At 41.8% G+C, this 23230-nt stretch carries 20 protein-coding genes, 1 pseudogene and 1 other annotated feature; of the genes and pseudogenes, 10 read left to right on the top strand and 11 right to left on the bottom strand.

Annotation, left to right across the window (positions count from 1 at the left end; all coding sequences use genetic code 11):
- Positions 1 to 220: 220 nt before the first annotated feature.
- From mbcS to BK049_RS14005, 4 genes are all read right to left on the bottom strand, one after another.
- Positions 221 to 1798 carry an acyl-CoA synthetase MbcS gene (gene mbcS, locus BK049_RS14020; RefSeq protein WP_071168780.1) on the bottom strand — a complete coding sequence of 526 codons (1578 nt, stop codon included), beginning with the start codon at positions 1796 to 1798 and terminating at the stop codon, positions 221 to 223.
- A 225-nt stretch (positions 1799 to 2023) separates the two neighbouring features.
- Positions 2024 to 2236, bottom strand: a complete 213-nt coding sequence (locus BK049_RS14015; protein WP_003216385.1) for an alpha/beta-type small acid-soluble spore protein — start codon at positions 2234 to 2236, stop codon at positions 2024 to 2026.
- A gap of 88 nt (positions 2237 to 2324) precedes the next feature.
- A complete protein-coding gene (gene thiI / locus BK049_RS14010) occupies positions 2325 to 3530 on the bottom strand; it encodes a tRNA uracil 4-sulfurtransferase ThiI (RefSeq protein WP_071168779.1) in 1206 nt (401 codons plus the stop codon).
- Positions 3531 to 3534: 4 nt separating this feature from the next.
- Positions 3535 to 4677, bottom strand: a complete 1143-nt coding sequence (locus tag BK049_RS14005; protein WP_071168778.1) for a cysteine desulfurase family protein — start codon at positions 4675 to 4677, stop codon at positions 3535 to 3537.
- Between the two features lie 186 nt (positions 4678 to 4863).
- Here BK049_RS14005 and brnQ (BK049_RS14000) point away from each other — a divergent pair, with 186 nt between their 5' ends.
- Both brnQ (BK049_RS14000) and brnQ (BK049_RS13995) read left to right on the top strand, forming a co-directional pair.
- Entirely contained in the window at positions 4864 to 6204 is a 1341-nt protein-coding gene (gene brnQ, locus BK049_RS14000) for a branched-chain amino acid transport system II carrier protein (RefSeq protein WP_071168777.1), read from the top strand.
- 211 nt (positions 6205 to 6415) lie between these two features.
- Positions 6416 to 7759, top strand: coding sequence for a branched-chain amino acid transport system II carrier protein (gene brnQ, locus BK049_RS13995; RefSeq protein WP_008356335.1), 1344 nt, complete (start codon positions 6416 to 6418; stop codon positions 7757 to 7759).
- Positions 7760 to 7800: 41 nt separating this feature from the next.
- Here the strand turns inward: brnQ (BK049_RS13995) and ezrA are convergent, their stop codons facing one another.
- Positions 7801 to 9504, bottom strand: coding sequence for a septation ring formation regulator EzrA (ezrA, locus tag BK049_RS13990; protein WP_008356337.1), 1704 nt, complete (start codon positions 9502 to 9504; stop codon positions 7801 to 7803).
- 340 nt (positions 9505 to 9844) lie between these two features.
- Here ezrA and hisJ point away from each other — a divergent pair, with 340 nt between their 5' ends.
- Positions 9845 to 10660 (top strand): histidinol-phosphatase HisJ, encoded by an 816-nt coding sequence (gene hisJ / locus BK049_RS13985; protein WP_008356339.1) that lies wholly within the window; start codon positions 9845 to 9847, stop codon positions 10658 to 10660.
- Here the strand turns inward: hisJ and refZ are convergent.
- Positions 10630 to 11295, bottom strand: coding sequence for a forespore capture DNA-binding protein RefZ (gene refZ, locus BK049_RS13980; RefSeq protein ID WP_071168776.1), 666 nt, complete (start codon positions 11293 to 11295; stop codon positions 10630 to 10632). The two genes, hisJ and refZ, sit on opposite strands and share 31 nt — an antisense overlap.
- A 126-nt stretch (positions 11296 to 11421) precedes the next feature.
- Here refZ and BK049_RS13975 point away from each other — a divergent pair, with 126 nt between their 5' ends.
- The 3 genes from BK049_RS13975 to BK049_RS13965 all read left to right on the top strand — a co-directional run bounded on the left by BK049_RS13975 (position 11422) and on the right by BK049_RS13965 (position 13905).
- Positions 11422 to 11922 (top strand): GAF domain-containing protein, encoded by a 501-nt coding sequence (locus BK049_RS13975; RefSeq protein ID WP_071168775.1) that lies wholly within the window; start codon positions 11422 to 11424, stop codon positions 11920 to 11922.
- Between the two features lie 507 nt (positions 11923 to 12429).
- Complete coding sequence (rpsD, locus tag BK049_RS13970; protein WP_008356344.1) at positions 12430 to 13032, top strand: 30S ribosomal protein S4; 603 nt, start codon at positions 12430 to 12432, stop codon at positions 13030 to 13032.
- A gap of 318 nt (positions 13033 to 13350) precedes the next feature.
- Entirely contained in the window at positions 13351 to 13905 is a 555-nt protein-coding gene (locus BK049_RS13965) for a hypothetical protein (RefSeq protein WP_071168774.1), read from the top strand.
- Positions 13906 to 13938: 33 nt separating this feature from the next.
- Here BK049_RS13965 and BK049_RS13960 read toward each other — a convergent pair whose 3' ends face one another.
- A complete protein-coding gene (locus BK049_RS13960; protein WP_008356348.1) occupies positions 13939 to 14508 on the bottom strand; it encodes a cysteine hydrolase family protein in 570 nt (189 codons plus the stop codon).
- A gap of 252 nt (positions 14509 to 14760) precedes the next feature.
- Positions 14761 to 15339 carry an esterase/lipase family protein gene (locus BK049_RS13955; protein WP_425304342.1) on the bottom strand — a complete coding sequence of 193 codons (579 nt, stop codon included), beginning with the start codon at positions 15337 to 15339 and terminating at the stop codon, positions 14761 to 14763.
- A gap of 267 nt (positions 15340 to 15606) precedes the next feature.
- Between BK049_RS13955 and BK049_RS13950 the strand changes: the two are divergent.
- Positions 15607 to 15962 (top strand): annotated as a pseudogene (locus BK049_RS13950) (antibiotic biosynthesis monooxygenase family protein).
- Between the two features lie 134 nt (positions 15963 to 16096).
- Here the strand turns inward: BK049_RS13950 and tyrS are convergent.
- Together tyrS and acsA are read right to left on the bottom strand one after the other, a co-directional pair.
- Complete coding sequence (gene tyrS / locus BK049_RS13945) at positions 16097 to 17365, bottom strand: tyrosine--tRNA ligase (RefSeq protein WP_071168772.1); 1269 nt, start codon at positions 17363 to 17365, stop codon at positions 16097 to 16099.
- A 53-nt stretch (positions 17366 to 17418) separates the two neighbouring features.
- Positions 17419 to 17657 (bottom strand) — a binding site (T-box leader).
- Positions 17658 to 17716: 59 nt separating this feature from the next.
- A complete protein-coding gene (acsA, locus tag BK049_RS13940) occupies positions 17717 to 19441 on the bottom strand; it encodes an acetate--CoA ligase (protein WP_071168771.1) in 1725 nt (574 codons plus the stop codon).
- Positions 19442 to 19596: 155 nt separating this feature from the next.
- Between acsA and BK049_RS13935 the strand changes: the two genes are divergently transcribed.
- Genes BK049_RS13935 through BK049_RS13925 form a run of 3 tightly spaced genes read left to right on the top strand, consistent with a single transcriptional unit; the run spans position 19597 to position 22067 of the window.
- Positions 19597 to 20229, top strand: coding sequence for a GNAT family N-acetyltransferase (locus BK049_RS13935; RefSeq protein WP_008356362.1), 633 nt, complete (start codon positions 19597 to 19599; stop codon positions 20227 to 20229).
- Between the two features lie 39 nt (positions 20230 to 20268).
- Positions 20269 to 20910, top strand: coding sequence for a CBS and ACT domain-containing protein (locus BK049_RS13930; RefSeq protein WP_071168770.1), 642 nt, complete (start codon positions 20269 to 20271; stop codon positions 20908 to 20910).
- Positions 20907 to 22067, top strand: a complete 1161-nt coding sequence (locus BK049_RS13925) for an acetoin utilization protein AcuC (RefSeq protein ID WP_071168769.1) — start codon at positions 20907 to 20909, stop codon at positions 22065 to 22067. Before BK049_RS13930 ends, BK049_RS13925 begins: the two co-directional genes overlap by 4 nt.
- Before the next feature lie 44 nt (positions 22068 to 22111).
- On the opposite strand, the gene ccpA is transcribed toward BK049_RS13925, so the two are convergent.
- Entirely contained in the window at positions 22112 to 23113 is a 1002-nt protein-coding gene (gene ccpA, locus BK049_RS13920; protein ID WP_008356367.1) for a catabolite control protein A, read from the bottom strand.
- Positions 23114 to 23230: the final 117 nt, after the last annotated feature.

Here is a 23230-nt window from a genome sequence, read left to right as displayed (position 1 = left end):
AAAATTTCTAATTTAAGAAATTTAAACTTAAATTTTCCATAAAAATTATACATCATCCACAAATTAACATCAACAGATTAATTTTTAACTTCATAAACATCGTATATCATGAAATTAGCTTTAAATTAAGAGAAAGTTTGTTGAAATAAAAAAAGCCAGCTTTAGGACATAAACAATGTACTTAAGCCGACTTTTTCTATTAATAAAATATTAAAAAAGATTATCCTTTTCGCGCAAGCTCTCTTTCTCTCAGCTCGACACGACGAATTTTCGCTGACGGTGTTTTTGGCAGCTCGTCAATGAATTCGATTTCTCTTGGATATTTGTAAGGTGCTGTTGTATTTTTCACGTGTGTTTGCAGCTCTGTAATAAGCTCATCACTTTGTGCTGATGCATCGCGCAATACAACGTACGCTTTCACAATTGAGCCTCTGATTTCATCTGGACTCGCTACGACAGCACATTCTTTTACTGCTGGGTGTTTGATAAGCGCATCTTCTACTTCAAACGGCCCAATCGTATAGCCTGAGCTAACAATGATGTCATCTCTGCGGCTTTCAAACCAGAAGTATCCGTCCTCGTCTTTTTTCGCACGGTCACCGGTAATAAAGTAATCCCCGCGGCGCTGCGCTTTTGTACGCTCTGGATCTTTATAGTATTCCTTAAATAAAGCCGGTGTTTCAAGATGTACCGCAATGTCACCAATTTCTCCTGGTGCGCAAATGCTGCCATTCTCATCAATGATGTCCACATCGTTGCCAGGGGTTGGTTTTCCCATACTGCCCGGCTTGATGTCCATTCCTTTTAATACGCCTACTAGCAGTGTGCTTTCTGTTTGGCCGTATCCATCTCGTACTTCTACATTGAAATGTTTTTTGAATGTATCAATGACTTCACGGTTTAGCGGCTCTCCCGCAGAAACAGCACTATGCAATTTCGGCAGCTCGTACTGACTAAGGTCATCCACTTTTGCCATAAATCGATATTCTGTTGGTGTACAGCATAGAACATTGATTTCATTTTTTTGAAGCAGCTCTAAGTACGTATTCGGATTAAATTTCCCTCCATACACAAAGCCTTCCGCTCCGCTTCCTAAAACAGATAAGAGAGGACTCCACACCCATTTTTGCCAGCCTGGTCCTGCTGTTGCCCATACTTTATCTCCTTCATTGATAGACAGCCACGCTTTAGCAGCTGTGCGTAAATGTGCATAAGCCCAGCCGTGTGTATGCACAACCCCTTTTGGGTTACCTGTTGTGCCTGATGTATAAGATAGAAACGCCATGTCTGTGCGTGTTGTTTCTGCCAATTTCAGTTCGTTTGATTGGTGTTCCTTTTGCGCCAAAATGTTTGTCCAGCCATGATCGTTCTCACCAATCGAGAATGTTTTGAAATCTTTTGGCTGATTGGTTCCGTCGAACGATTGAATGAAGGATGCGTAAACAATCGCTCCCTTTGCTTCTGCATGTTCCATTCGGTAATCTAAATCTTTCGCACGGAGCATTTCTGAGCAAGGAATCACAACCATTCCTGTTTTTAAAATCGCTAAATAAATGCTGTATGCCTCTAGCATGCGCGGCACCATTACAATGATTTTATCACCTTTTTTAAAGCCTGCATTTAATAATACATGACCGATTTTATTGGCTTCTTCTATTAATGCTGCATACGTCACATGCGCTTCATGGCCGTTTCCGTCCTGCCAGTGCAGGGCCATTTTTTCCCGGTCATGACTGAATGCTTCAATCTCACTGACTAAGTTATATTGTTCTGGTGCAATTAAGTCTTCTCTTTTCATGGTACAGCTCCTTTTAGCCTCTTTCTATGAAACGAATCATGTTTCAATTTACCTATTCTAACACTCATATCTGAAAAATGCTTGAATTAGGACCTACTCCTAGTATTATGCCATAATTTTTTCGTTTCGTCTTCCTTTTTAGAAATATTCTAACAATTTATATGTACAAAAAGAAAAGAGCGGGAATGATCCCGCTCATAAGCCATAGCTTTTTAATTGTGTGTCTTAGAAAGATCCGCCACCCATATGTTGTTGAGCGTAAGATACAAGACGCTTAGTGATTTCTCCACCAACTGATCCGTTAGCGCGAGCTGTTGTTTCTGGTCCAAGGTTTACACCAAATTCTGAAGCGATTTCATACTTCATTTGGTCGATCGCTTGTGCAGCGCCTGGAACGACTAATTGATTAGAACTGCTTTGTCTGTTTTGTTGAGCCATGTGTTCTCACCTCCTTGTGAATATAGAATGTGTAGAAACACATGACTTCATGCGATTGTTTTTATGGTAATTATTATGAAATTTTTATTTAAAATAAATCAGCGAATTCATCTGCCGCTTTCTTTTCATTCGTGACAACAATCGTTTCGATCTGCTCCACTGCTTCATCAAGCATTGGCTCGAAATCAGCAAAGCTTTCATAGCGCTCTACTTTTTCAAGCTTTGGTTTCGTTTTCGGAGACGGCGGCGTAAAAATTGTACAGCAGTCCTCAAAAGGCTGAATGCTTGTATCATATGTGCCAATTCGTCTCGCTTCTTCGATAATGTCATTTTTATCAACTGCAATCAGCGGACGAATGATGGGGGTATTTGTTACATGATTAATGGCATACATGCTTTCGAGTGTCTGACTGGCCACTTGGCCAAGGCTTTCACCGGTAATGATTGCAAGCGCATCACGCTTCGCTCTTATTTTATCTGCTATTTTCAGCATCATTCTTCTCGTTGATGTCATTGTATAGTTTTCCGGCACTTGTTTGTGTATGAGCTCTTGGATTTTCGTAAAAGGAACAATGTGGAGCTTCACTTCGCCTCCATAGGCAGCCAAGCATTGTGCAAGATCAATGACCTTTTGCTTGGCACGTTCACTTGTATAAGGCGGGCTAAAGAAATGAACGGCTTCAATTTGAATGCCGCGTTTCATTGCTTGATAGCCGGCAACTGGGCTGTCAAAACCGCCTGAGAGCATAAGCATCGCTCTTCCGCTTGAACCCACAGGTAAACCGCCGGCACCCTTTACATCTTTAAATGTAATGTACGTCGCATGTTCCCTGATTTCAATTCGCAAATGAACATCTGGCTGCTTCACATTAACTGTTAAGTTTTCCGTATTCCTTAGAACATGTCCGCCAATTTCCCGGTTCATTTCATTTGAATCAAGCTCAAATTGTTTGTATGAACGTTTTGTTGTGACTTTAAATGTATTCCCCTTTTCGTACACTTCTTGCACAGCTGTCAGTGCTGCTTCTTTGATAGCATCCAAATCCGTCTCACATTTCACTGCAAGGCTAAAGCTTTGAATACCAAAAACACTTTTGAGATGCTCTGAAATTGGTTCAGGGTCTTCTCCGTTCAGCATGATTGTAATGCGGTCTCTATCAGATGCGTACTTGAGTCCTGCAAAATCTTTTAAGACAAAACGAATATGCTGTCTTAATTTTTCAATGAATTTCTTTCTATTCTTCCCTTTTGTTGAGATCTCACCAAAACGGACTAAAATATGATCATACTTCATCTTGTTATCTCATTCCTTTTAATTTTTTCACACTTTGTGCGATGGATGTGATGATACGTGTCGCCAGCTCTGGTCCTTGTCCATATGTCAAGCTGATTCTCATACTGCTTCTAGCCGCCTCTTCTGATTTCCCCATAGCCAGAAGGACATGGCTTGGTTCTTTTTTCTTAGCAGAGCAAGCGGACGTTGTCGAAACGAAAATCCCCTCTTTTTCAAGCATATGGAGTAAGACTTCAATTTGAATGCCTGGCACTGAAAAATTCACAATATGCGGTGCACTGTTCGTAAGCGGTGTGTTGAGGACAACACCTTCTATTTCTCCAAGCTGCTTTTGAAGCTGCGTTTTTAACGACTGCATCTCATCAAGATGCTTGTTCAAATGCTCAAATGAATGTTTCATGGCTTTTGCTAAGCTGACAGCTCCAGCCGGGTTTTCTGTGCCTGAACGGAGTCCAAGCTCCTGCTCTCCTCCTGTGATGAAAGGTGCGAGCACTGTCTCTTTCTTTAAAAAGAGTGCGCCTGTTCCCTTTAAGCCGTGAATCTTGTGGCCTGACATCGTCAAAAGATCAATATCCACCTCTTTAGGCAGGGGCACCTTGCCAATCCCCTGTACGCCATCAACATGAAAAAGCGCCTCTTTTGCATGCTCTCGAATGATGCTGGCCGCTTCTTCGATTGGCTGGACAGCGCCTGTTTCATTGTTTACATGCATCATACTGACCAGCACTGTATCAGGGCGAAGCACTTCTTTTAAATGAGTCATATCGGCATGTCCATGCTCATTTACTTGAACATAGGAGATATCAAAGCCAAATAACGTCCTCAGCTGCTCACACGACTCAATGACAGAGGGGTGCTCAATTGTGGTTGTGACAATGTGTCTGCCACGGTTCATCTTGGCGATAGCCGCCCCTTTAATGGCGATGTTGTTCGCTTCTGTTGCACCTGATGTAAAAATAATTTCATATTGCTTAAAGCCTGTATAGTGAAGCATTTGTTTGCGCGTTTCATTTAGCAGACGGCTTGCATCAATGCCAAGCTGATGAAGTGAGGACGGATTTCCAAAAAAACGCTCACTCACTTGCTGATACACCTTCAAAACTTCTGGGTAAGGCTTAGTTGTTGCACTATTATCAAGATAAATCATTGCGAAACTCCTTATCTTTCTCCATTTAAAGAACGTGAATCTCATTCCTTTTTTTTCAAAATAAAGCGGTGTATTGACAACTAGATCAATACACTATAACATGCATAGTGCCATTGTCATATTTCATTCTTAATTAACAGAATTTTTAAATATGACGGAAAAATAAAATAATAAGGGGGTCCTCTTATGAACAATAAGTTAAGTCAGTCAGACACATTAGCCATCGGCTTAATGCTGTTTGCACTCTTTTTCGGCGCAGGTAATATGATCTTTCCGCCTGTACTTGGACAATACGCAGGTGAAAACGTTTGGCTTGCGATTGGCGGTTTTTTACTGACAGGGGTCGGCCTGCCGCTCTTAGGCGTCATAGCCGTTGCCTTGACAGGAACAGGTGCCAAAGGACTTGCAGATAAAGCACATCCTACATTTGGTACAATTTTCACCGTCATTTTATATTTATCCATTGGGCCGTTTTTTGCGATCCCACGTACAGGAACTGTTTCTTATGAAATCGGACTGGCCCCGTTCCTTTCAGAAGCTCAGTCTGCATCATGGCTTCCGTTATTCTTGTTTTCGATTGCCTTTTTCGGAATTACCTATGCCCTTGCGTTAAATCCATCGAAACTTGTTGATCGAATCGGTAAAATTTTAACACCAATTTTACTCGCTGTCATTGCTTTAATTGTGATAAAAGCCATTGCAACACCGATGGGCGCAATTAGCAGTCCTCATCCTTCCTATGAAACAAGCCCGCTGTTTACAGGCTTCTTGGAAGGTTATAAAACAATGGACGCTCTTGCTTCAATCGTTTTTGGAATTGTCGTTGTCACGGCTGTTAAAGAACGCGGCATTACAGAGCGTAAGTCTCTTGCTGTGGCCTGTATTAAAGCTGGACTTGTGGCAGCTGCTGGACTCGCACTTGTGTACATATCACTTGCTTACGTTGGCGCATCAAGTCCTGATGCAACAGGTATGGTAGGATCAAATGATGGCGGGAAACTTCTTTCCCTAGCCGCTAACTTTTTATTTGGGTCTGCTGGAAATATTGTGCTGGGGGCGGCGATTTTATTTGCTTGTTTAACAACAAGTATTGGGCTCGTTTCTTCCTGCGGAGAATATTTCTCCACGCTATTTCCACGCCTTTCCTATCGAACCGTCATCTTCATCGTTTCTTTGTTTAGTACATTTGTAGCAAACCTTGGTCTGGCACAAATTATTTCACTATCTGTCCCAGTTCTTGTCGCAATTTATCCGTTAGCTATTGTGATCATTCTTTTATCGTTTCTCGATCGATGGATCAATGGAAGACGGATGATTTATATCATTTCCCTTATTTTCACTGGTATCTTTGCCGTCATCGACGGACTTGTAGCTGCAAAGATTCCGCTTGGTGGTTTACATGATTTGTTAGAAGATACTGTTCCTTTATACAGTCTTGGAATCGGCTGGGTCATTCCTGCCGTTATTGGAGCCATTGCCGGTCTTCTCATCTCCATATTCAAGAGTCCGCCTAAACAGCTTGCTTAACATCAGCGTCTCACATCCCCTTCCATCCTGTGAAGGGGATGTTTTTTATTGTTCTCCATATACTAAAATAGAAAAATTCATGACTTTTGTATGAAAACACATGTTGACATCAGGCGTACATCCTTTATAATTAGTGAATGTTAATGATGTACGTTTATCTAGCAAACAATTAACAGAATATTTCAACATAATAATGGAGGCTTTACATTCAATGAAGGCAACTTTGTCGACGAAAGATACGGTTATCATAGGTTTTATGCTATTTGCTCTATTCTTCGGCGCCGGTAATATGATTTATCCACCAGAACTTGGGCAATATGCTGGACAAAATGTGTGGAGAGCAATGGGCGGATTTTTATTAACAGGTGTCGGTTTACCCCTTCTCGGGATTATTGCGATTGCTTTAACAGGACGCGATGCGAAAGGACTAGCTGATAAGGCTCACCCAGTGTTTGGAACAGCATTTACAGTCATTTTATATTTATCCATTGGACCGCTTTTCGCTATTCCTCGAACAGGAACCGTCTCTTATGAGATTGGGGCATTACCATTTTTATCAAGTGTGCCAGCTTGGCTTTCACTTCTTTTATTTACACTTGTCTTTTTTGGTATTACGTATTACCTTGCTTTAAACCCAACAAAGATTGTCGATCGAGTGGGGAAAGTTTTAACACCAATTAAATTTACCATCATTTTGATTATTATCGTCAAAGCGCTTTTAACGCCAATGGGTGTGATTGGCACACCAGATGTATCTTATAGCAATGGATCTTTCTTCAAAGGATTTCTTGAGGGCTATAAGACAATGGATGCTCTTGCTTCGATTGTCTTTGGAATTGTGGTCATCAATGCCATTAAAGGGCGCGGCGTGACAAGTAAAAAGGCACTTGCCTCTGCTTGTATCAAAGCTGGTCTGATTGCAGCATGCGGTTTAACATTTGTGTATTTATCACTTGCTTATTTAGGCGCTTCTAGTACACACGCGATTGGATTCGTTGGAGACGGCAGCAAAATCTTGGCTCAGTCTTCCCAATTCCTATTCGGCAGTCTAGGAAATATTGTGTTAGGTGCTGCCATTACAGTCGCATGTTTAACGACAAGTATCGGTCTTGTCACATCATGCGGGGAGTATTTCTCAAAGTTACTGCCTAAACTTTCATATAAAACGGTCGTAACGCTCGTCACATTATTTAGTTTCATCATTTCAAACTTTGGATTAGCTCATATTGTCGCTTTCTCTGTTCCTGTATTAACAGCGATTTATCCGCTTGCGATTGTGATTATTGTGTTATCACTTGCTGATAAATGGCTTGGACATAGAAGACCTGTCTATGTTCTCTCTTTAATCTTAACAGGCTGCGTCAGCTTATTTGACGGTTTAGCCGCAGCGAACCTCCCAATCGGTCCAGTGAAAGACATCTTTAAAGCCGTACTGCCATTTTATGACCTTGGCATTGGCTGGATTGTTCCTGCTTTACTTGGAGTCATCGCCGGGTTCGTCATTTCTCTTTTCACTTCTTCTGCTTCAGAAGAACAACAGAAACAAGCTTCATAATTTGAAAAAAGCTGAAGTCCTAAAAATGGACTTCAGCTTTTTTATTGGTGCTGGTATTCTTTTTCTTGCTTCGCTAAAAGTTTGTGGACGGCTCCAGGTGATGCTTTTTCAACAGCCGCTGCTGCCACATCAAATGAACCGTTATAATCATAGGCATAAAATCTTCGTTCTGCTTCTTTTAATTGCTCTGACAAGATATGATTTTGACTTCTGAACCGGTTGCCGTATTGAATGATCCGTTCAATTTGATCCACTTTACTGAGCATTTCTTGCGTCTCATGAGCGACACTTCTCACTGTTTCAGAGGCTTCTTTTAATTGTTGGTTCACTGCCGGCATATTCAAAGGCAGGTTCTCAAGCTGCTCATGCACTTGCTGAATCATCTCCTGCGCTTTTTCAGCACGTTCTTTGATGTCAGCAGGTACGCCTGGAATATTGCTTTTATGCAGCTGTCGTACTGTATCTGTCAGCAGTGTTTTAAGTTCAGTCAGTGTTTCTCTCGCCTGCAGTTCTTCTTTTCGTAACGATTGAAGATGATCTTTAAACGATTCATGCAAGGCTTTTGCTTCCTCGATAAAGGTCTCGAGCTGATTGATTTCAGTCATTAATAAAGAATATGCCACATGATCACGATCGAGTTTCTCACGTATTTGCTTCATGAGCTTTTCAATTTCTTCTAAGCGTTTCTCAAAAGCTTTCTGCTGATCAAGCTCTCCTGCTGTCAGCTTGTAGCTTTCTTTCACAAGGGCTGTTTCTGCCTTTGTTTGCGTATGATCCTGTTCAAGCTTTTGGAATGCTTCCTCAAGCTCAGGCATCTTGCTTTTTATTTCCTGACCTGCTTCTACTTCTGCTTCCAGCTGATCATACAATGTCTGAATCGCATCATCGATCAATTGCAGAATGCTGGATGCTTCATCTAAATTGAGTTCATCAATGAGTAATTTTTCTGCTCGAGTCAGCTGTTTATTTAAATTATCTAGTTCTTTTGTGATTTGGATGTGCTCCAGTTTGTAGCCTTTGTCTGTCATTTCTTTATAACCGTCTTTCAGCTTCGTCAGCTGACCTGGTACAGTTTGTTTGCAGTCTGCGATGAGCTTCGGTACATCATTGATATATAATTGCAGCTGATCGAGTCTGCGGTCTTGCTCAAGCAAAATTTTTCTTGCTGTCATGTAGTTTCCGTTTTCTGTCTCTTCTTCATACTGCTTGATCCCTTCCCAGGCCTCATCTAAGTCCTGCTCCATTTTGTCATAAAGGGTGCCATATAAATGGCTGTATGCAAGCAGATTTTTTCGAACGGTTTGGTATTGCTCTTTGACCTTTTCAATGTCTTTGCGGTTTTGCTCCTCGCTTGTGACAAGGTCTGCAATCTCTTTTAAAATGTCTTCAATGTTCGAATCAGCAGCTGCCAGCAAATCCCCAATATGTGCCAGGACTTGCTTAGCTTTGGAGAATCGATATTTATCAGAATACTCCTCTGCATCGTATAATAGCTCCTCTACCTTTGGAAGATGGGCTGTGACGATATCGTCCCACTCTGCACGCCACCTTTCAAAAAACTGCTCTGTTTCTCCGGTCATTTTTAAATGTTTGATTTTTGAAATTTCTTCTACAATTGATCTGTTTAAAATTTCAATTTTCCATGCTTCCAATCGGTCAATCTCTTTATATATATTTTTTCGAAGGAAGTAACCGACTGAAAACAAAGCAAGCAAAATGACAATTAAACCGATGATTAACTCCATAATGAGCCCCCTTGTTGTGATCTAAGTGATGTCAGGGTAAAAGTGTCCCGAATAGACCTGAGAACCCTTTCGTGTCCGCTTTGCATTTGCTTTTTATAAGCAGGATCGTATGTTTTCCAAGACGATCCATTCACGGTTTTATGTATGTTTTTTCAAGAAAGTCATTCAGCGCTTTCTATCATTTGATCACACGTCTCAATGTGACCTGCTTTTATGTATGCGGAAGCTGTCGTTTTCATTGTTATTATGATACCATGTAACCAACATTTTTGGTCATGATTTTTCATTATTTTCACTGATCAACATCACGTTTTTCAAAATATCGACAAGAGGTGACGACATGCTGAAACAAGATGCACATCTACATACTCCGTTTTGCCCGCACGGGACGCTTGATCCTTTTCATTCTTATATTGAAAAAGCAATGAAAAAGGGATTTGATTCCATCACCTTTACCGAGCATGCTCCGCTGCCACCTTCGTTTCGCGATCCAACACCTGAGCAGGATAGCGCCATGAAGCTTCAAGACCTTGAAGCGTATTTGACGAAGCTAGATCAGTTGAAACAGGAATACAAAGGACAATTAATAGTAAAAACTGGGCTTGAGGTCGACTATATCAGAGAGTATGAACAGGAAACAAGTGCCTTTTTAGACTGCTACGGTCCTGAACTAGACGATAGTATTTTGTCTGTTCACTTTCTTCCTGCTGGCGATGATTATATTTGTCTTGATTTTGACGAGCATGCCTTCAAGCAGCTGATCAGCATTTATGGCAGTATCGAGCAGGTCTACGAAAGCTACTATGACCAAATTCATTCTTCTATTCTATCATCTTTAGGTCACTATAAGCCAAAGAGAATCGGTCATATCACCCTTGTCCAGAAATTCAAACAGCTTTTTCCATATGAGATGCCGCCTGAACTACGTCAAAAGGTCACCCTTTGCCTTGAAGAAACGGCAAAAAAAGGCATGTCCTTAGATTTTAATACATCAGGTCTTCGTAAGACATATGCCAGAAGTATCTATTTGGAGCAATGGATGATTGATTTCGCAAAACAGAAAAAAATTCCGCTCATATTCGGGTCTGATGCCCATCAAGCGGAAGATCTCGGGTATGCGTATGATCAGTTTGAAGACATGATCAGTTTCAGGTGAGTATCCAGTGCCGGCTCTTTCGGCTCTAGTAAATGATGGAGTGAGCGGCTTAGTTCCTTAAAGTACGTTTGATAAAAATAAGGCTCACTTGGATTGATATAGAGCACCTCCGCTAAATATTGAGGCTGTAAATACGGCATCATCAGAAGTGATTTCAGCTGAATCATAAAAGAGGAGAGTGAAAGCTGCTCACAAATCACGTGGGTTTTTTTCCCTTTTTCAACGATCAGCTGAAACAAGTATTTTTCTTTTGTTAAATAGGTCGACATGATTTCCCTAATGAGCGTCGAATCAATGGTCACTTCTCGATAAACGAAACGGGTTAATTGACGGTTTTCATGCTGATAAGATAAAATATCAAAAACCACATGAAGTAAACATTCTTTTGCGTGACGGGTTTCCATGTGATGGATGTGCGATTCAATCATGTGAATATAGCCTTCATAAAAATCGGAGACGAGCTGCTCTAGCAGTCCTCCTTTTCCTTGAAAGTAATAAGATATATGGGCAACGTTGACGTTTGCTTCTTTCGCAATCTCACGGACAGAGGTACCAGAAAATCCTTTTTGGTTAAAAAGTCTGATGGCAGCTTCAATAATACGGTCTTTTGTTTGCACGTTTGTTGATGTTTTCATCCGCTCACCCCTCTTCATGTGTACTTACTTCAAGATGAAGGCAGAAGTTCCTTTTACAATTGCTCGACAAATCCCACATGCAAAACGCAAGTTATGTATTTTTGAGATAGAAAGTAGGAGATTTTCATGTTTCATGTCGAAAAACAGTCTGGCGATCCATCGAAAGACTATCAATTACTGATTAAACAAGTAGAAGCGATCACAGACGGCGAACCAGACCTGATTGCCAACTTAGCAAATGCTGCGGCGTTATTGTATCACTCACTTCCTGAAGTGAACTGGGCAGGATTTTATTTGGCAAAGGGTGGCGAACTTGTACTTGGACCGTTTAACGGACTGCCTGCTTGTGTGCGCATTCCTTCTGGAAAAGGCGTTTGCGGCACCGCGTTTGCAACAGGTGATGTGCAGCGTATCGCTGATGTGCATGCATTCCCTGGTCATATTGCATGTGATGCAGCATCGCAGTCTGAAATTGTGATCCCGCTTAAAGTAAATGGACAAATCATTGGGGTACTCGATATTGACAGTCCAGTGAAAAATCGTTTCAATGAAGTGGATGAAACGTACTTAGTTCAATTTACAGAGGTTCTCCAAAATGCGTTATCAGCCTCTACTGATGCATCATGATGCTTGAAAAGCAGACAATGTGTCTGCTTCAGATTGTTGACAAAGGGCTAAAATAAAGGTCATTTTAGCCCTTTGTCTTCTTTTCAGCGTGAATTGAAAACCTTTGCAGTCTAGGAAGGACGAGTACTGGCGCGGAGCGAATTTGACATTCGTGAGTACCAGCACGCAGGACTGACACCGAATGCGAGGGTTTGTCTACACGCTGAAGCAGACAATGTGTCTGCTTTTTTGTTTTGCTTTCTTCCTCGATGAATGCCGACCAGGTTTGACATTCTCCTCTTTAAATAGGTTGACTTCTCCTATCCAGCATCATATAATAGAGTTTGTGTGAAATATGGCAGCCTTTTTGTTCGGCTTTTTTGTATCATTTTGTTCCTTCTATATGGAGGTGCATCTTGTAACTCCCTGCTGCTGGAGCGAGGATGCATGAAAACATAATGACAGAAAAGACAAAGAGCAGACGGTTTTTATTTTTCACAAATAAAAACAATAAGGAGGAGTCACATTATGGCTCGCTATACAGGTCCAAGTTGGAAGATTTCCCGCCGTTTAGGCATTTCATTAAGCGGAACAGGTAAGGAACTTGAAAAACGCCCTTACGCTCCAGGCCCACATGGTCCAGGACAACGCAAAAAACTATCTGAATACGGTTTACAATTACAGGAGAAGCAAAAGCTTCGTCACATGTACGGTGTCAACGAACGTCAATTCCGTACACTATTTGACAGAGCGGCTAAACTTCCTGGTAAACAAGGTGAAAACTTCATGATCCTTCTTGAAACTCGCCTTGACAACCTAGTATACCGTCTTGGCCTTGCTCGTACGCGCCGCCAAGCTCGTCAGCTAGTAAACCATGGCCACATCCTTGTTGATGGAAGCCGTGTAGACATCCCATCTTTCTCTGTGAAACCAGGTCAAACGATTTCTCTTCGTGAAAAATCTCAAAACCTTGCAGTTGTGAAAGAATCAGTTGAAGTAAACAACTTCGTTCCTGAATACCTTTCTTTCGATGCTGAAAAACTTGAAGGAACTTTCACTCGTCTTCCAGAGCGTTCTGAATTAGCGCCTGAAATCAGCGAACAACTAATCGTTGAGTTCTACTCTCGTTAATTTCATGACTCTCTCAAAGAGTGAGCAAACAAACCCTAGAGACCTTGATTGTTCAAGGATGTCTAGGGTTTTTTGTTTGCGTTCCACCATGACCTAACACCTACAAGATGAAAGCGAATGTATGACAGTGTGTAACAACATCCTTATCCAAAACCTTTCTTCGCAGCATCACCACCATCTCCGCTTCACTATGTGATGGTCATTCCCACATACAAATATTTAGCTGCAATTTGTCTATTGGTACAATGATGATAGATGAAATAAAAAGAGCACAGCCGTCTTATCATCTTCTTCTATAGCACTTAGCTGGAGGAATGCATGTTTTTTATATTAGTCATGATTCTCATTCTCTTCGCCTTGTCTATTTTCGCTTATTCTCTTTTAAGAAAAAAACAGATCATAGATGCACCACCAAATGTATTGGCTGCGATGTTGTTCATCTTACTGATCTTTATTTCTCTCTGTTTTGTGATCACAGTTCCAAGTGTCATGCTGTGCATAGTGGCTTTAGGGGGAAACTTTCTTTTTGGAGAATATATAACATATGATTCATTTTTTTCATTGATCTCGTTCTCTTTGTTAGTAGGTGTGATAGTGGTTTTTTTGTCACCTTTTCTTCTATTCATAGGCAAAGGGCTGGCCTATTTACTCAAACTCCCTGCATGGCTGACTTCTGCTTTGGAGTGGATCATTTCTTGGATCGTTTTACATCTCTCTATCAAGTATGTCCTTCACATAAAACTAGTGAATGTATCCATATGGGGACACGGCACATTAATTTTATCTTTCTTTGTCAGCTTTTTATTTATTGGAATTGATCTCATATATTCAGGGATGAAACAGCGAAAACCACCGCTGGATGAACATGCTTAATGGCTTATAACAAAAAAGCGCCTAGATATGATTCTAGGTGCTTTCGCTTGTCCACTTTGTCATCAGCTGTTCTGCTGTCAGGACTGTCGCAAATTCCTCATGCAGTGTTGCAAGTGAGAGGCGATGTATCGTTTCTGGGTCATAATATGTACCAGTTTGATCTGTGAGTCCAAAGGCAGCTACTGCATCCGAAATGAGGTATGTATCAAAGCCTAGGTTTCCACTCATTCTTGTTGTGGTAGATACGCAGTGCGGTGTTGTGAGTCCAGCGATCACGACCGTATCAATCTGGTTTGATCTTAACTGTTCCTCTAAGTTTGTACCTATAAAGCTGCTGTTGACTTTCTTACGTATGACCATTTCTTCATCTAGCGGTTTGGCGATTTCTTTGAAGAGATGCCCTTCATTTGCCGGATGAAATACGGAGTTCGGCTTGTCAGATGTATGCTGAATATGAATGACTGTCCAGCCTTTTTTTCTCCAAAACGTCAATAGACGATTGATATTCTTCTCTGCATCTAGATTATTCCGTTCTCCCCATTTTTCGTGCTCGAACGCCTTCTGTACGTCCACAATAATCAAAGCCTTTTGATTCTTTTGCACAAACGCCCACCCCCAATGATTGTTATTCACTATATGTAGTGTAAAGAATGGTGGTTGATTTGTACATGTTTTTATTCGGCTATGTACGCTGTTTTGTCTGTTTTTGCAGCAAAAAGATAAACCACACACTGGCCATGATGTCATAGATGCTAATGAGCTTCAATCTTTCACATGCCCCGCAAAGCCTATCCCATGGCTTATCTCTAACAACATGAAAAAAGACAGCACATGACGGCTGTCTTTTTTCATTTTTTAATTCGTATTTTGTCCCCCGCCATTCAATCCTTCTTTAATATAGCCTTTGACTTGGCTTGATGCTAATAGTCCGATATGTCCGACGCCATGGATCCGGACGTTTCTTGCGCCAATTAAGTGAGAGAGGCTGTTGACGACGATGAGATCGGCTGAGCTATAGATCGATGTATATAGGATTTTTTGATTTGGATCAGTGCCTGGTAATGCTCTGAGTGAAACGAGTCCGTTCGCTCCACCTAGTGTGACGACGTTTTCAATTTTATCTCCGCCGTCTAGGTTCTTAATGTAATATAATGTGTTGGCTCCACCCATGCTATGAGCCACAATATCTACTTTTTTAGCGCCCGTTTTGGCTAGTACATCTTTAACGTATCTAGAAAGACGAGGGCCATTGTTCAGGTTATTGCCTGTTTTATCTATGAAATCGATTGCAAATAATTGGTTTTGATCCCAACCCTGTGTTACTAAGTATTGTTTGATCGAAGCAAAGTTATAAGACGCACCGCCCATTCCATGTACCATCACAACCGGATTATGTTCAGCCGCTTTGACCTCTTTTGGCTGGATGAAGGCCATTGAACCAATCACCAATGCAAGCGCTACAAGAATTTGCAATCTCGTTTTCTTTAAAAATATCACGTTCATTCCTCCTTATTTTTCTTGTTCCTCTCTATTTTAAACAAGGAAAATATGACAGAAAAGTGAACAAGGTAATATTTATAAAAATATTTAGTAGCACTATAAATGATTAAAAAGCACCTTGGACTTTTTTAAATTAAAACAAAAAGACTACGAGACTTTCTTTCCTATATAATATGAATAGACAAAAGGAGGTTCTACTAGATGCTCTTCACTCAAACACCTGCACCACCCTACTATGCGGTGATTTTCACATCGAAACGAACAAATGTTGAATAGAAAGAGTACGCTGCTGCTGCTCAAAGAATGGATCAATTAGCGAAAGACTTGGGCGGTTTTCTTGGAATTGAAAGTGTACGAGATGAACACGGGACTGGGATTACTGTGTCGTATTGGGATTCATTAGCAGCAATCAAAGAATGGAAAGAACATACAGCGCACCAGCGTGTTCAAAAAAGGGGGAAACAGATTGGTACGAATCCTATACGACCCGAATTTGCAAGGTGGAGCATGATTACACAAACAAAAATTCACTCCTTGAAAAAGAAGCAAATGAATGAGGCCCTGCAAAATAGTGGGCTCTTTTTAACAGGCGCTTGAACTTGCAGCAGCCTTCATCTTCATTCCTGCTTCTAAAAAAGAAAAGCACCCACATATTAATATTTGAGGTGCATTTCAATGATATATTTGCTATTTATTTATACGTCACAAGGAAATATTTCTTTTTCCCTCTTCTTAAGACAGTAAATTGGTTTTCAATGCGGTCTTCTGCTGAAAGGACGTAGTCTTTATCGGTTTGTCTCTCTCCGTTGATGTAGACGGCGCCATTTGTGATATCTTCACGTGCTTGACGCTTTGATGGAGACAGCTTTGATTCGACAAGGACATCCACAAGTGTTAATTCTTCTGTGCTGCTTTTCTCCATTGATGGAACATCCTTAAAGCCTACTTTGACTTCTTCCGCTGTAAGAGATTTGATCTCGCCTTTAAATAGTGCATTTGAGATGTTGACAGCCTGTTCTAATGACTCACGGCCATGTACAAGTGTTGTCACTTCTTCTGCTAAACGGCGCTGTGCTTCTCGCTTTTCAGGAGCTGTTTGCACTTTTTCTTCGTACGATGCGATCTCTTCTTTTGATAGGAACGTAAAGTATTTTAAGTATTTCACGACATCACGGTCATCTGTGTTGATCCAGAATTGGTAGAATTCATATGGTGATGTTTTTTCTTTATCTAACCAGATCGCGCCGCCTTCTGTTTTACCAAACTTCGTGCCGTCTGCTTTTGTGACAAGCGGCATTGTCAGACCGAATGCTTTCGCACCTTCTGCTTCAGACTTACGGATTAGCTCAAGTCCAGATGTGATATTTCCCCACTGATCGCTTCCGCCGATTTGCAGCTTACAGTTTTCATTTCTGTAAAGGTTTAAGAAGTCTAACGATTGCAAAATGACGTAGCTGAATTCTGTGTACGAAATCCCTGTTTCAATACGAGAGCTAACGATATCTTTTGCCAGCATGAAGTTCACACCGAAGTTCTTTCCAATATCACGAAGGAACGTGATGACATTCATTTGACTGATCCAGTCATAGTTATTCACGATGACAGCTGGGTTGTCACCTGCTTCAAAATCAAGGAATTGAGAGAGCTGTCCTTTGATTTTCTCTGACCACTGTTCGACAATTTCTGCTGGGTTTAGTGAACGTTCTGCTTTTTTGAAACTTGGGTCACCAATCAGGCCAGTGGCGCCGCCAACAAGTGCAATCGGATGATGGCCTGCTTCTTGGAATCTACGCAATGTTAAAATTGGCAGTAAGTGACCAATGTGCAGGCTGTCAGCTGTTGGATCGAAGCCTGAGTAAAGCTTGATTTTTTCTTCTGCTAATAATTTTGTCAAACCTTCTTCATCTGTTTGCTGCTGAATTAATCCTCTGAACGCTAAATCTTCCATCAATTGACTCATATCCAAATCTCCTTTATTTACAATTCAACATAAAAAACGCCCCTTCGAATGAACGAAGGGACGATATATATATCGCGGTACCACCCTGCTTAAAAGACAAATATCACGTCTTTTCACTTACACTGATAACGGACAGATCCGTTCTTTCACTAATCAGGCAGCATGTATGCCCCTTTTCGTAAAAGCGGTTCGTGAGGGTAATTCGAATATCTCTTTGTACTGACTCGCACCAGCCGTCAGCTCTCTTGAACAGGGAAAGATGATTCTACTGAATCTCAGTCAAAACCTTTGCATATTCAACTAAAGTCATTTTTAACATACTTTTGATATCAAGTCAACTGACGAAGGAACTTAGTCTTCCATTGTGGAAAGGTCACCAGCAGGTAAATTCAGCTCCCACGCCTTTAGTACACGTCTCATAATTTTTCCGCTTCGGGTTTTTGGCAGTTTGTCTTTAAACTCGATTTCTCTTGGTGCCGCATGTGCAGCGAGTCCTTTTTTCACAAATGTACGAATTTCTTCTTTCAGGTCATCCGATGGCTCATATCCGCTTCTAAGCGCAATAAATGCTTTAATGATTTCGCCGCGCACTGGATCTGGTTTTCCAATGACCCCTGCCTCTGCAATGGCCGGATGTTCCACCAGTTTACTTTCCACCTCAAATGGACCGACCCGTTCTCCTGATGTCATAATGACATCATCCACACGTCCCTGGAACCAAAAGTATCCGTCTTCGTCCATATAAGCTGAATCTCCTGAAACATACCAATCTCCCGGCATAAAGTAAGATTCATATTTTTCAGGATTGTTCCAGATCGTATGCATCATGGACGGCCAGCCTTTTTTGATGGCAAGGTTGCCCATTCGATATGGTGGGAGTTCGTTACCGGCATTATCGACAATCGCAGCTTCAACGCCTGGAATTGGTTTGCCCATTGAACCTGGTTTGATATCCATGCATGGATAGTTACAAATCAGCTGTGCACCGGTTTCTGTCATCCACCATGTATCGTGAATTCGTTTGCCAAATACAGCATCTCCCCAGCGGATAACCTCAGGATTAAGTGGTTCTCCTACACTTAAGACATGACGAAGCGAGCTAAGGTCATATTTTTGAATGAGATCGTCCCCTGCCCCCATCAGCATTCTGAACGCTGTCGGTGCGCTATACCAAACGGTCACCCCTAGTGATTCAATGGTTTCGTACCACGTATCAGGGTTGAACCTGCCCCCTAAAATGACATTTGTTGCTCCATTTAACCAAGGCGAAAAAATCCCGTATACTGTACCTGTTACCCAGCCTGGATCAGCTGTACACCAGTAGACGTCGTCTTCTTTCAGGTCAAGTACCCATTTACCGGTCTGATCTTGCTGCACCATCGCACCATGGACATGCAGCACACCTTTTGGCGTACCGGTTGACCCTGATGTGTAATGCAGCAGATAGCCATCTTTTTCATCCATCCATTCAATGTCGAGTTCCTTTGCTGCGTTTTTAAACGCATCCTCATAGTGAATCGTCCGCACGCCATCGACGTCTTTCTTTTCACCGCCGACTATGACGACTGATTCAAGCTTTGGAAGCTCTGCAAACGGAATCCGCTCAAGCAGATCAGGCGTTGTCACAATCACTTTTGCTTCACTATTTTCTAAACGATCTTTGACGGCACCTTCCATAAATGCCTCAAATAACGGGCCGACGATTGCACCAATTTTGACAGCACCAAGCAAAAGGAAATAGAGTTCAGGCGATCTTGGCATAAAGATAAAAACACGATCTCCTTTTTGTACATGTGCCTTTTCTCTTAATAGATTCCCTGCTTTGTTTGTGTTGATCTTCATATCCCTGAACGTATACTTTTCATCCCGCTGTGAATCTTTGTAGTGAAGCGCCACCTTGTTTTTACGAAACGAGTCCGCATGTCTGTCAATCGCTTCATAGGCTGCATTTACTTTTCCTGTTTCATACCAGGAGAAGTTTTTTCTCGCTTCCTCCCATGAAAAATTTTTGTATGCCTGCTCATAATCATTTAAATGATAGTCCCCTTTTACTGATGGTAGCGTTTCCACTTTCATCAAACAGTCCCCCTTTGCATACGTTTACAATGACTATTATAGTATAGATGACTTTTTTTCTCAATTTTTAAAAAACTTATAGTGAAACCGTTTTAATTCCTGCAAGATTTAAGATAAAATAGAGACGACTCACTAGAATTTGAGGCGGTGGATACGTGGAGCATCCTAAAACTTATTATTCAAAAACAATTGAGCACGAAACAGGCACCATCCTGATTGAAGGCCCGGTACCTGCATCAGAGCTTGCGAACTATACGTTTCATGAAGGACTAACGGCATTTCGCACGCCTGAGGAGCAGAAACAAGCACTTGTGGAAATAGCAGACCTTCCCGAAGGACGTATTATTATTGCAAGAGTGGATGAGCTTGTCATAGGCTATGTCACGTATTTGTACCCTGATCCGCTTGAGCGCTGGTCAGAGGGCAACATGGAGAATTTAATTGAGCTTGGTGCCATTGAAGTCGCTCCTCCATTCAGAGGCTGCTCACTTGGCAAGCATTTACTCGATGTGAGCATGATGGATGAGCAAATGGAGAATTACATCATCATTACAACTGAATATTACTGGCATTGGGATTTAAAGGGGACTAAGAAAAACGTTTGGGAGTACCGCAAAATGATGGAGAAAATGATGAACGCCGGCGGTCTTGTCTGGTTTGCAACAGACGAGCCAGAGATCAGCTCACATCCAGCCAATTGTTTGATGGCCCGAATCGGAAAAAATGTGAGTCCTGATTCGATTGAGCGTTTTGATCGTCTTCGCTTCCATCAGCGCTTTATGTATTAGCATTCCATTCGTTTTTTTCGGCAAAGGGGATTGGTAAACATGATGATTGAACAAATTATGGAGCGTGATGTGATCACGCTGCGAAAAACCGATACGATTGAAGAAGCCATTCAAAAAATGAATGCGCATCACATTCGGCATATTCCCATCGTATCTAATCAAGGCTCTGTCATTGGGATGGTGACAGATCGGGATATTAAAAATGCCAGTCCAAGTATTTTCGAAACAGAAAAAAGGCAGCTTTTTATTCAGAGGCCAGTTGAAGAAATTATGGTGTTAGAGACGATTACCGCTCATCCGCTTGATTTCGTTGAGGAGATTTCGAGCGTCTTCTTTGAGCACGGCATTGGCTGTCTACCAGTTGTCAGACGCGGTAAGCTTGTAGGCATTATCACGAAAACAGATTTACTTCGTACGTTTGTCAGACTGACAGGTGCAGACCAGCCGGGGTCACATTTAGAGGTTGAAGTGGAGCAAGTGACAGAAGGTCTTGCAGACATTACGGCCATTTTAAAGGATCAGCATATTCAATTGCTGAGTGTACTCGTGTACCCGCATGCCAATGAAGCCTCTAAAGTGCTCGTCTTTCGCCTTCAGACCATTCATGCAGATCATGTGACGAAGCTGATTCGTGCAAAAGGCTATCAGGTACTCTGGCCTATGGAGCAGACGATCAAATGAAGGAAGCGGCCTTTGTTTTTTCACCATCTTTTCAAACGTACCAGTTTCATCAAGACCATCCATTCAATCAGCTTCGTGTCTACTTAACATACGACCTTCTTCAAAAAATGAAGGCGTTATCGGATGATGAGATTGTCGCCCCTCGTATGGCGACGCTGGAGGAATTAAAGCTCGTCCATACAGCAGACTATATTCAAGCAGTACAGCGGGCAAGTGAAGGCAAACTGTCTACAAGAGACGGTGAACGATACGGTCTTGGCACTGAGGATACACCGATGTTTGCAGGGATGCATGAGGCGGCTTCTCTCCTTGTTGGCGGAACATTAACCGCGGTTGATCAAGTGATGCTTGGGCATTCACAGCACGCACTCAATCTTGGCGGCGGGCTTCACCACGGATTTAAAGGGCGTGCATCTGGATTTTGTATTTATAATGACAGCTCTGTGGCCATTCAATATATTCAAAAGAATTATGGCGCAAGGATTTTATATATTGATACGGATGCTCATCACGGTGATGGTGTACAGTTTAGCTTCTATGATGATCCAGAGGTATGTACTGTATCCATTCATGAAACGGGACGCTACTTATTCCCTGGAACTGGACAAGTACAGGAAAGAGGCCATGATAAAGGCTATGGCTATGCGTATAATATTCCGCTAGATGCATTTACAGAAGATGAATCGTTTCTAGAAGCATATCGAACAGCAGTGACTGAGATTGCTGCTTTTTTTAAACCAGATGTGATTTTGACGCAAAATGGAGCGGATGCTCACTATTATGATCCTTTAACTCATTTATCTGCCACGATGAAAATATATGAGGAAATTCCTAAACTTGCCCATGAGCTTGCACATCAATATTGTGATGGCAAATGGATTGCTGTGGGTGGAGGTGGATATGACATTTGGCGTGTTGTTCCAAGAGCGTGGAGTCGCATTTGGCTTGAGATGAAAGGCATCACACCGCCGGCTGAACTTCCTCAGGAGTGGATTCAGGCATGGAATAAGCAATCGCCTGTCCCCCTACCATCAACATGGGGAGATCCTGATGATTTGTATCCACCGATTCCAAGAAGAGCAGAAATCACAGAAAAAAATACACAAACGGTAGAAAAAGCACTCATGCCTGTTAGAAGAGAGAGGAAAAATGCATAAAAAAGAAGCAGGCTGTCACTGATGAGGTGAGCCTGCTTTCTTGTTTATTTCGTTGATTGTCTTTCTTCGATTCTGTGTGGCAGTTCGACAATTTGGTCTTCCACTTGTTCTTTGTTCATCAGCTTTGTCAACAGTCTCATTGCGACAGCACCAATATCATATGTCGGCTGAACAACCGTTGTCAGCTGAGGGCGCACCATGAGAGAAAGTCTAGTGTTATCAAAGCCAATCACTTCTAAATCTTCAGGGATGGATACGCCTCTGTCCTGCGCCCCGTGAATCACACCTAGAGCCATCTCGTCAGTAGCTGCAATAACAGCTGTCGGCTTGTCAGATTGGTCAAGCAGATTATCCAAAGCGTCAATTCCAGAATCATAAGAGTAATCACCTTCAGCAACAAGCGCTTCGTCAAACGCAATGCCCGCTTCTTCAAGCGCACGCTTATAACCAGCAAGCTTTCTTACAGAGTTAATTGGTTCTGACAGTGGGCCAGATACGAAGGCAATTCGTTTATGTCCTTTTTCAACTAATAGCTGAACGGAATCATAAACGGCCTGTTCATAGTTAATGTTGACAGATGGTGTTTGTGCCTGCTCTTCAACAGATGCTGCAAGAACAATTGGTACAGGAGAGCGCTTAAATTCTTCCACATGCACATCTGTGATGTTTCCACCCATAAAGACAATTCCGTCCACTTGTTTGCCAAGCATTGTATTTAACAAATGAAGCTCTTTATCAGTATTTTGGTCTGAGTTGCTCAAAATGATGTTGTACTTGTACATTGTCGCGATATCTTCAATTCCTCGTGCAAGCTCAGAATAGAAGATACTAGAAATATCAGGGATGATGACCCCAACAGTCGTTGTCTTTTTACTTGCGAGACCTCGCGCGACTGCATTCGGACGGTAGCCAAGACGATCAATCGCTTCAAGCACCTTTTTTCTTGTTGTTGGTTTTACGTTCGGATTACCATTCACAACGCGTGATACCGTTGCCATACTTACATTTGCTTCTCTTGCTACATCATATATTGTAACATTATTCACATAAATCACTCCTTCAAATACACTTCATATCTATAGCATTCACCAATTGGGTAGAGACATATCAGATACGAGGAAAATAATATCCTATTTGTCATTAAAACGATGAAAAGAGACACA

The organism is Bacillus xiamenensis (assembly GCF_001857925.1).
Lineage (GTDB): Bacteria > Bacillota > Bacilli > Bacillales > Bacillaceae > Bacillus > Bacillus xiamenensis.
The sequence above is the reverse complement of the archived record's forward strand: the minus strand, read 5'-3'. Positions and strand labels throughout refer to the sequence as shown.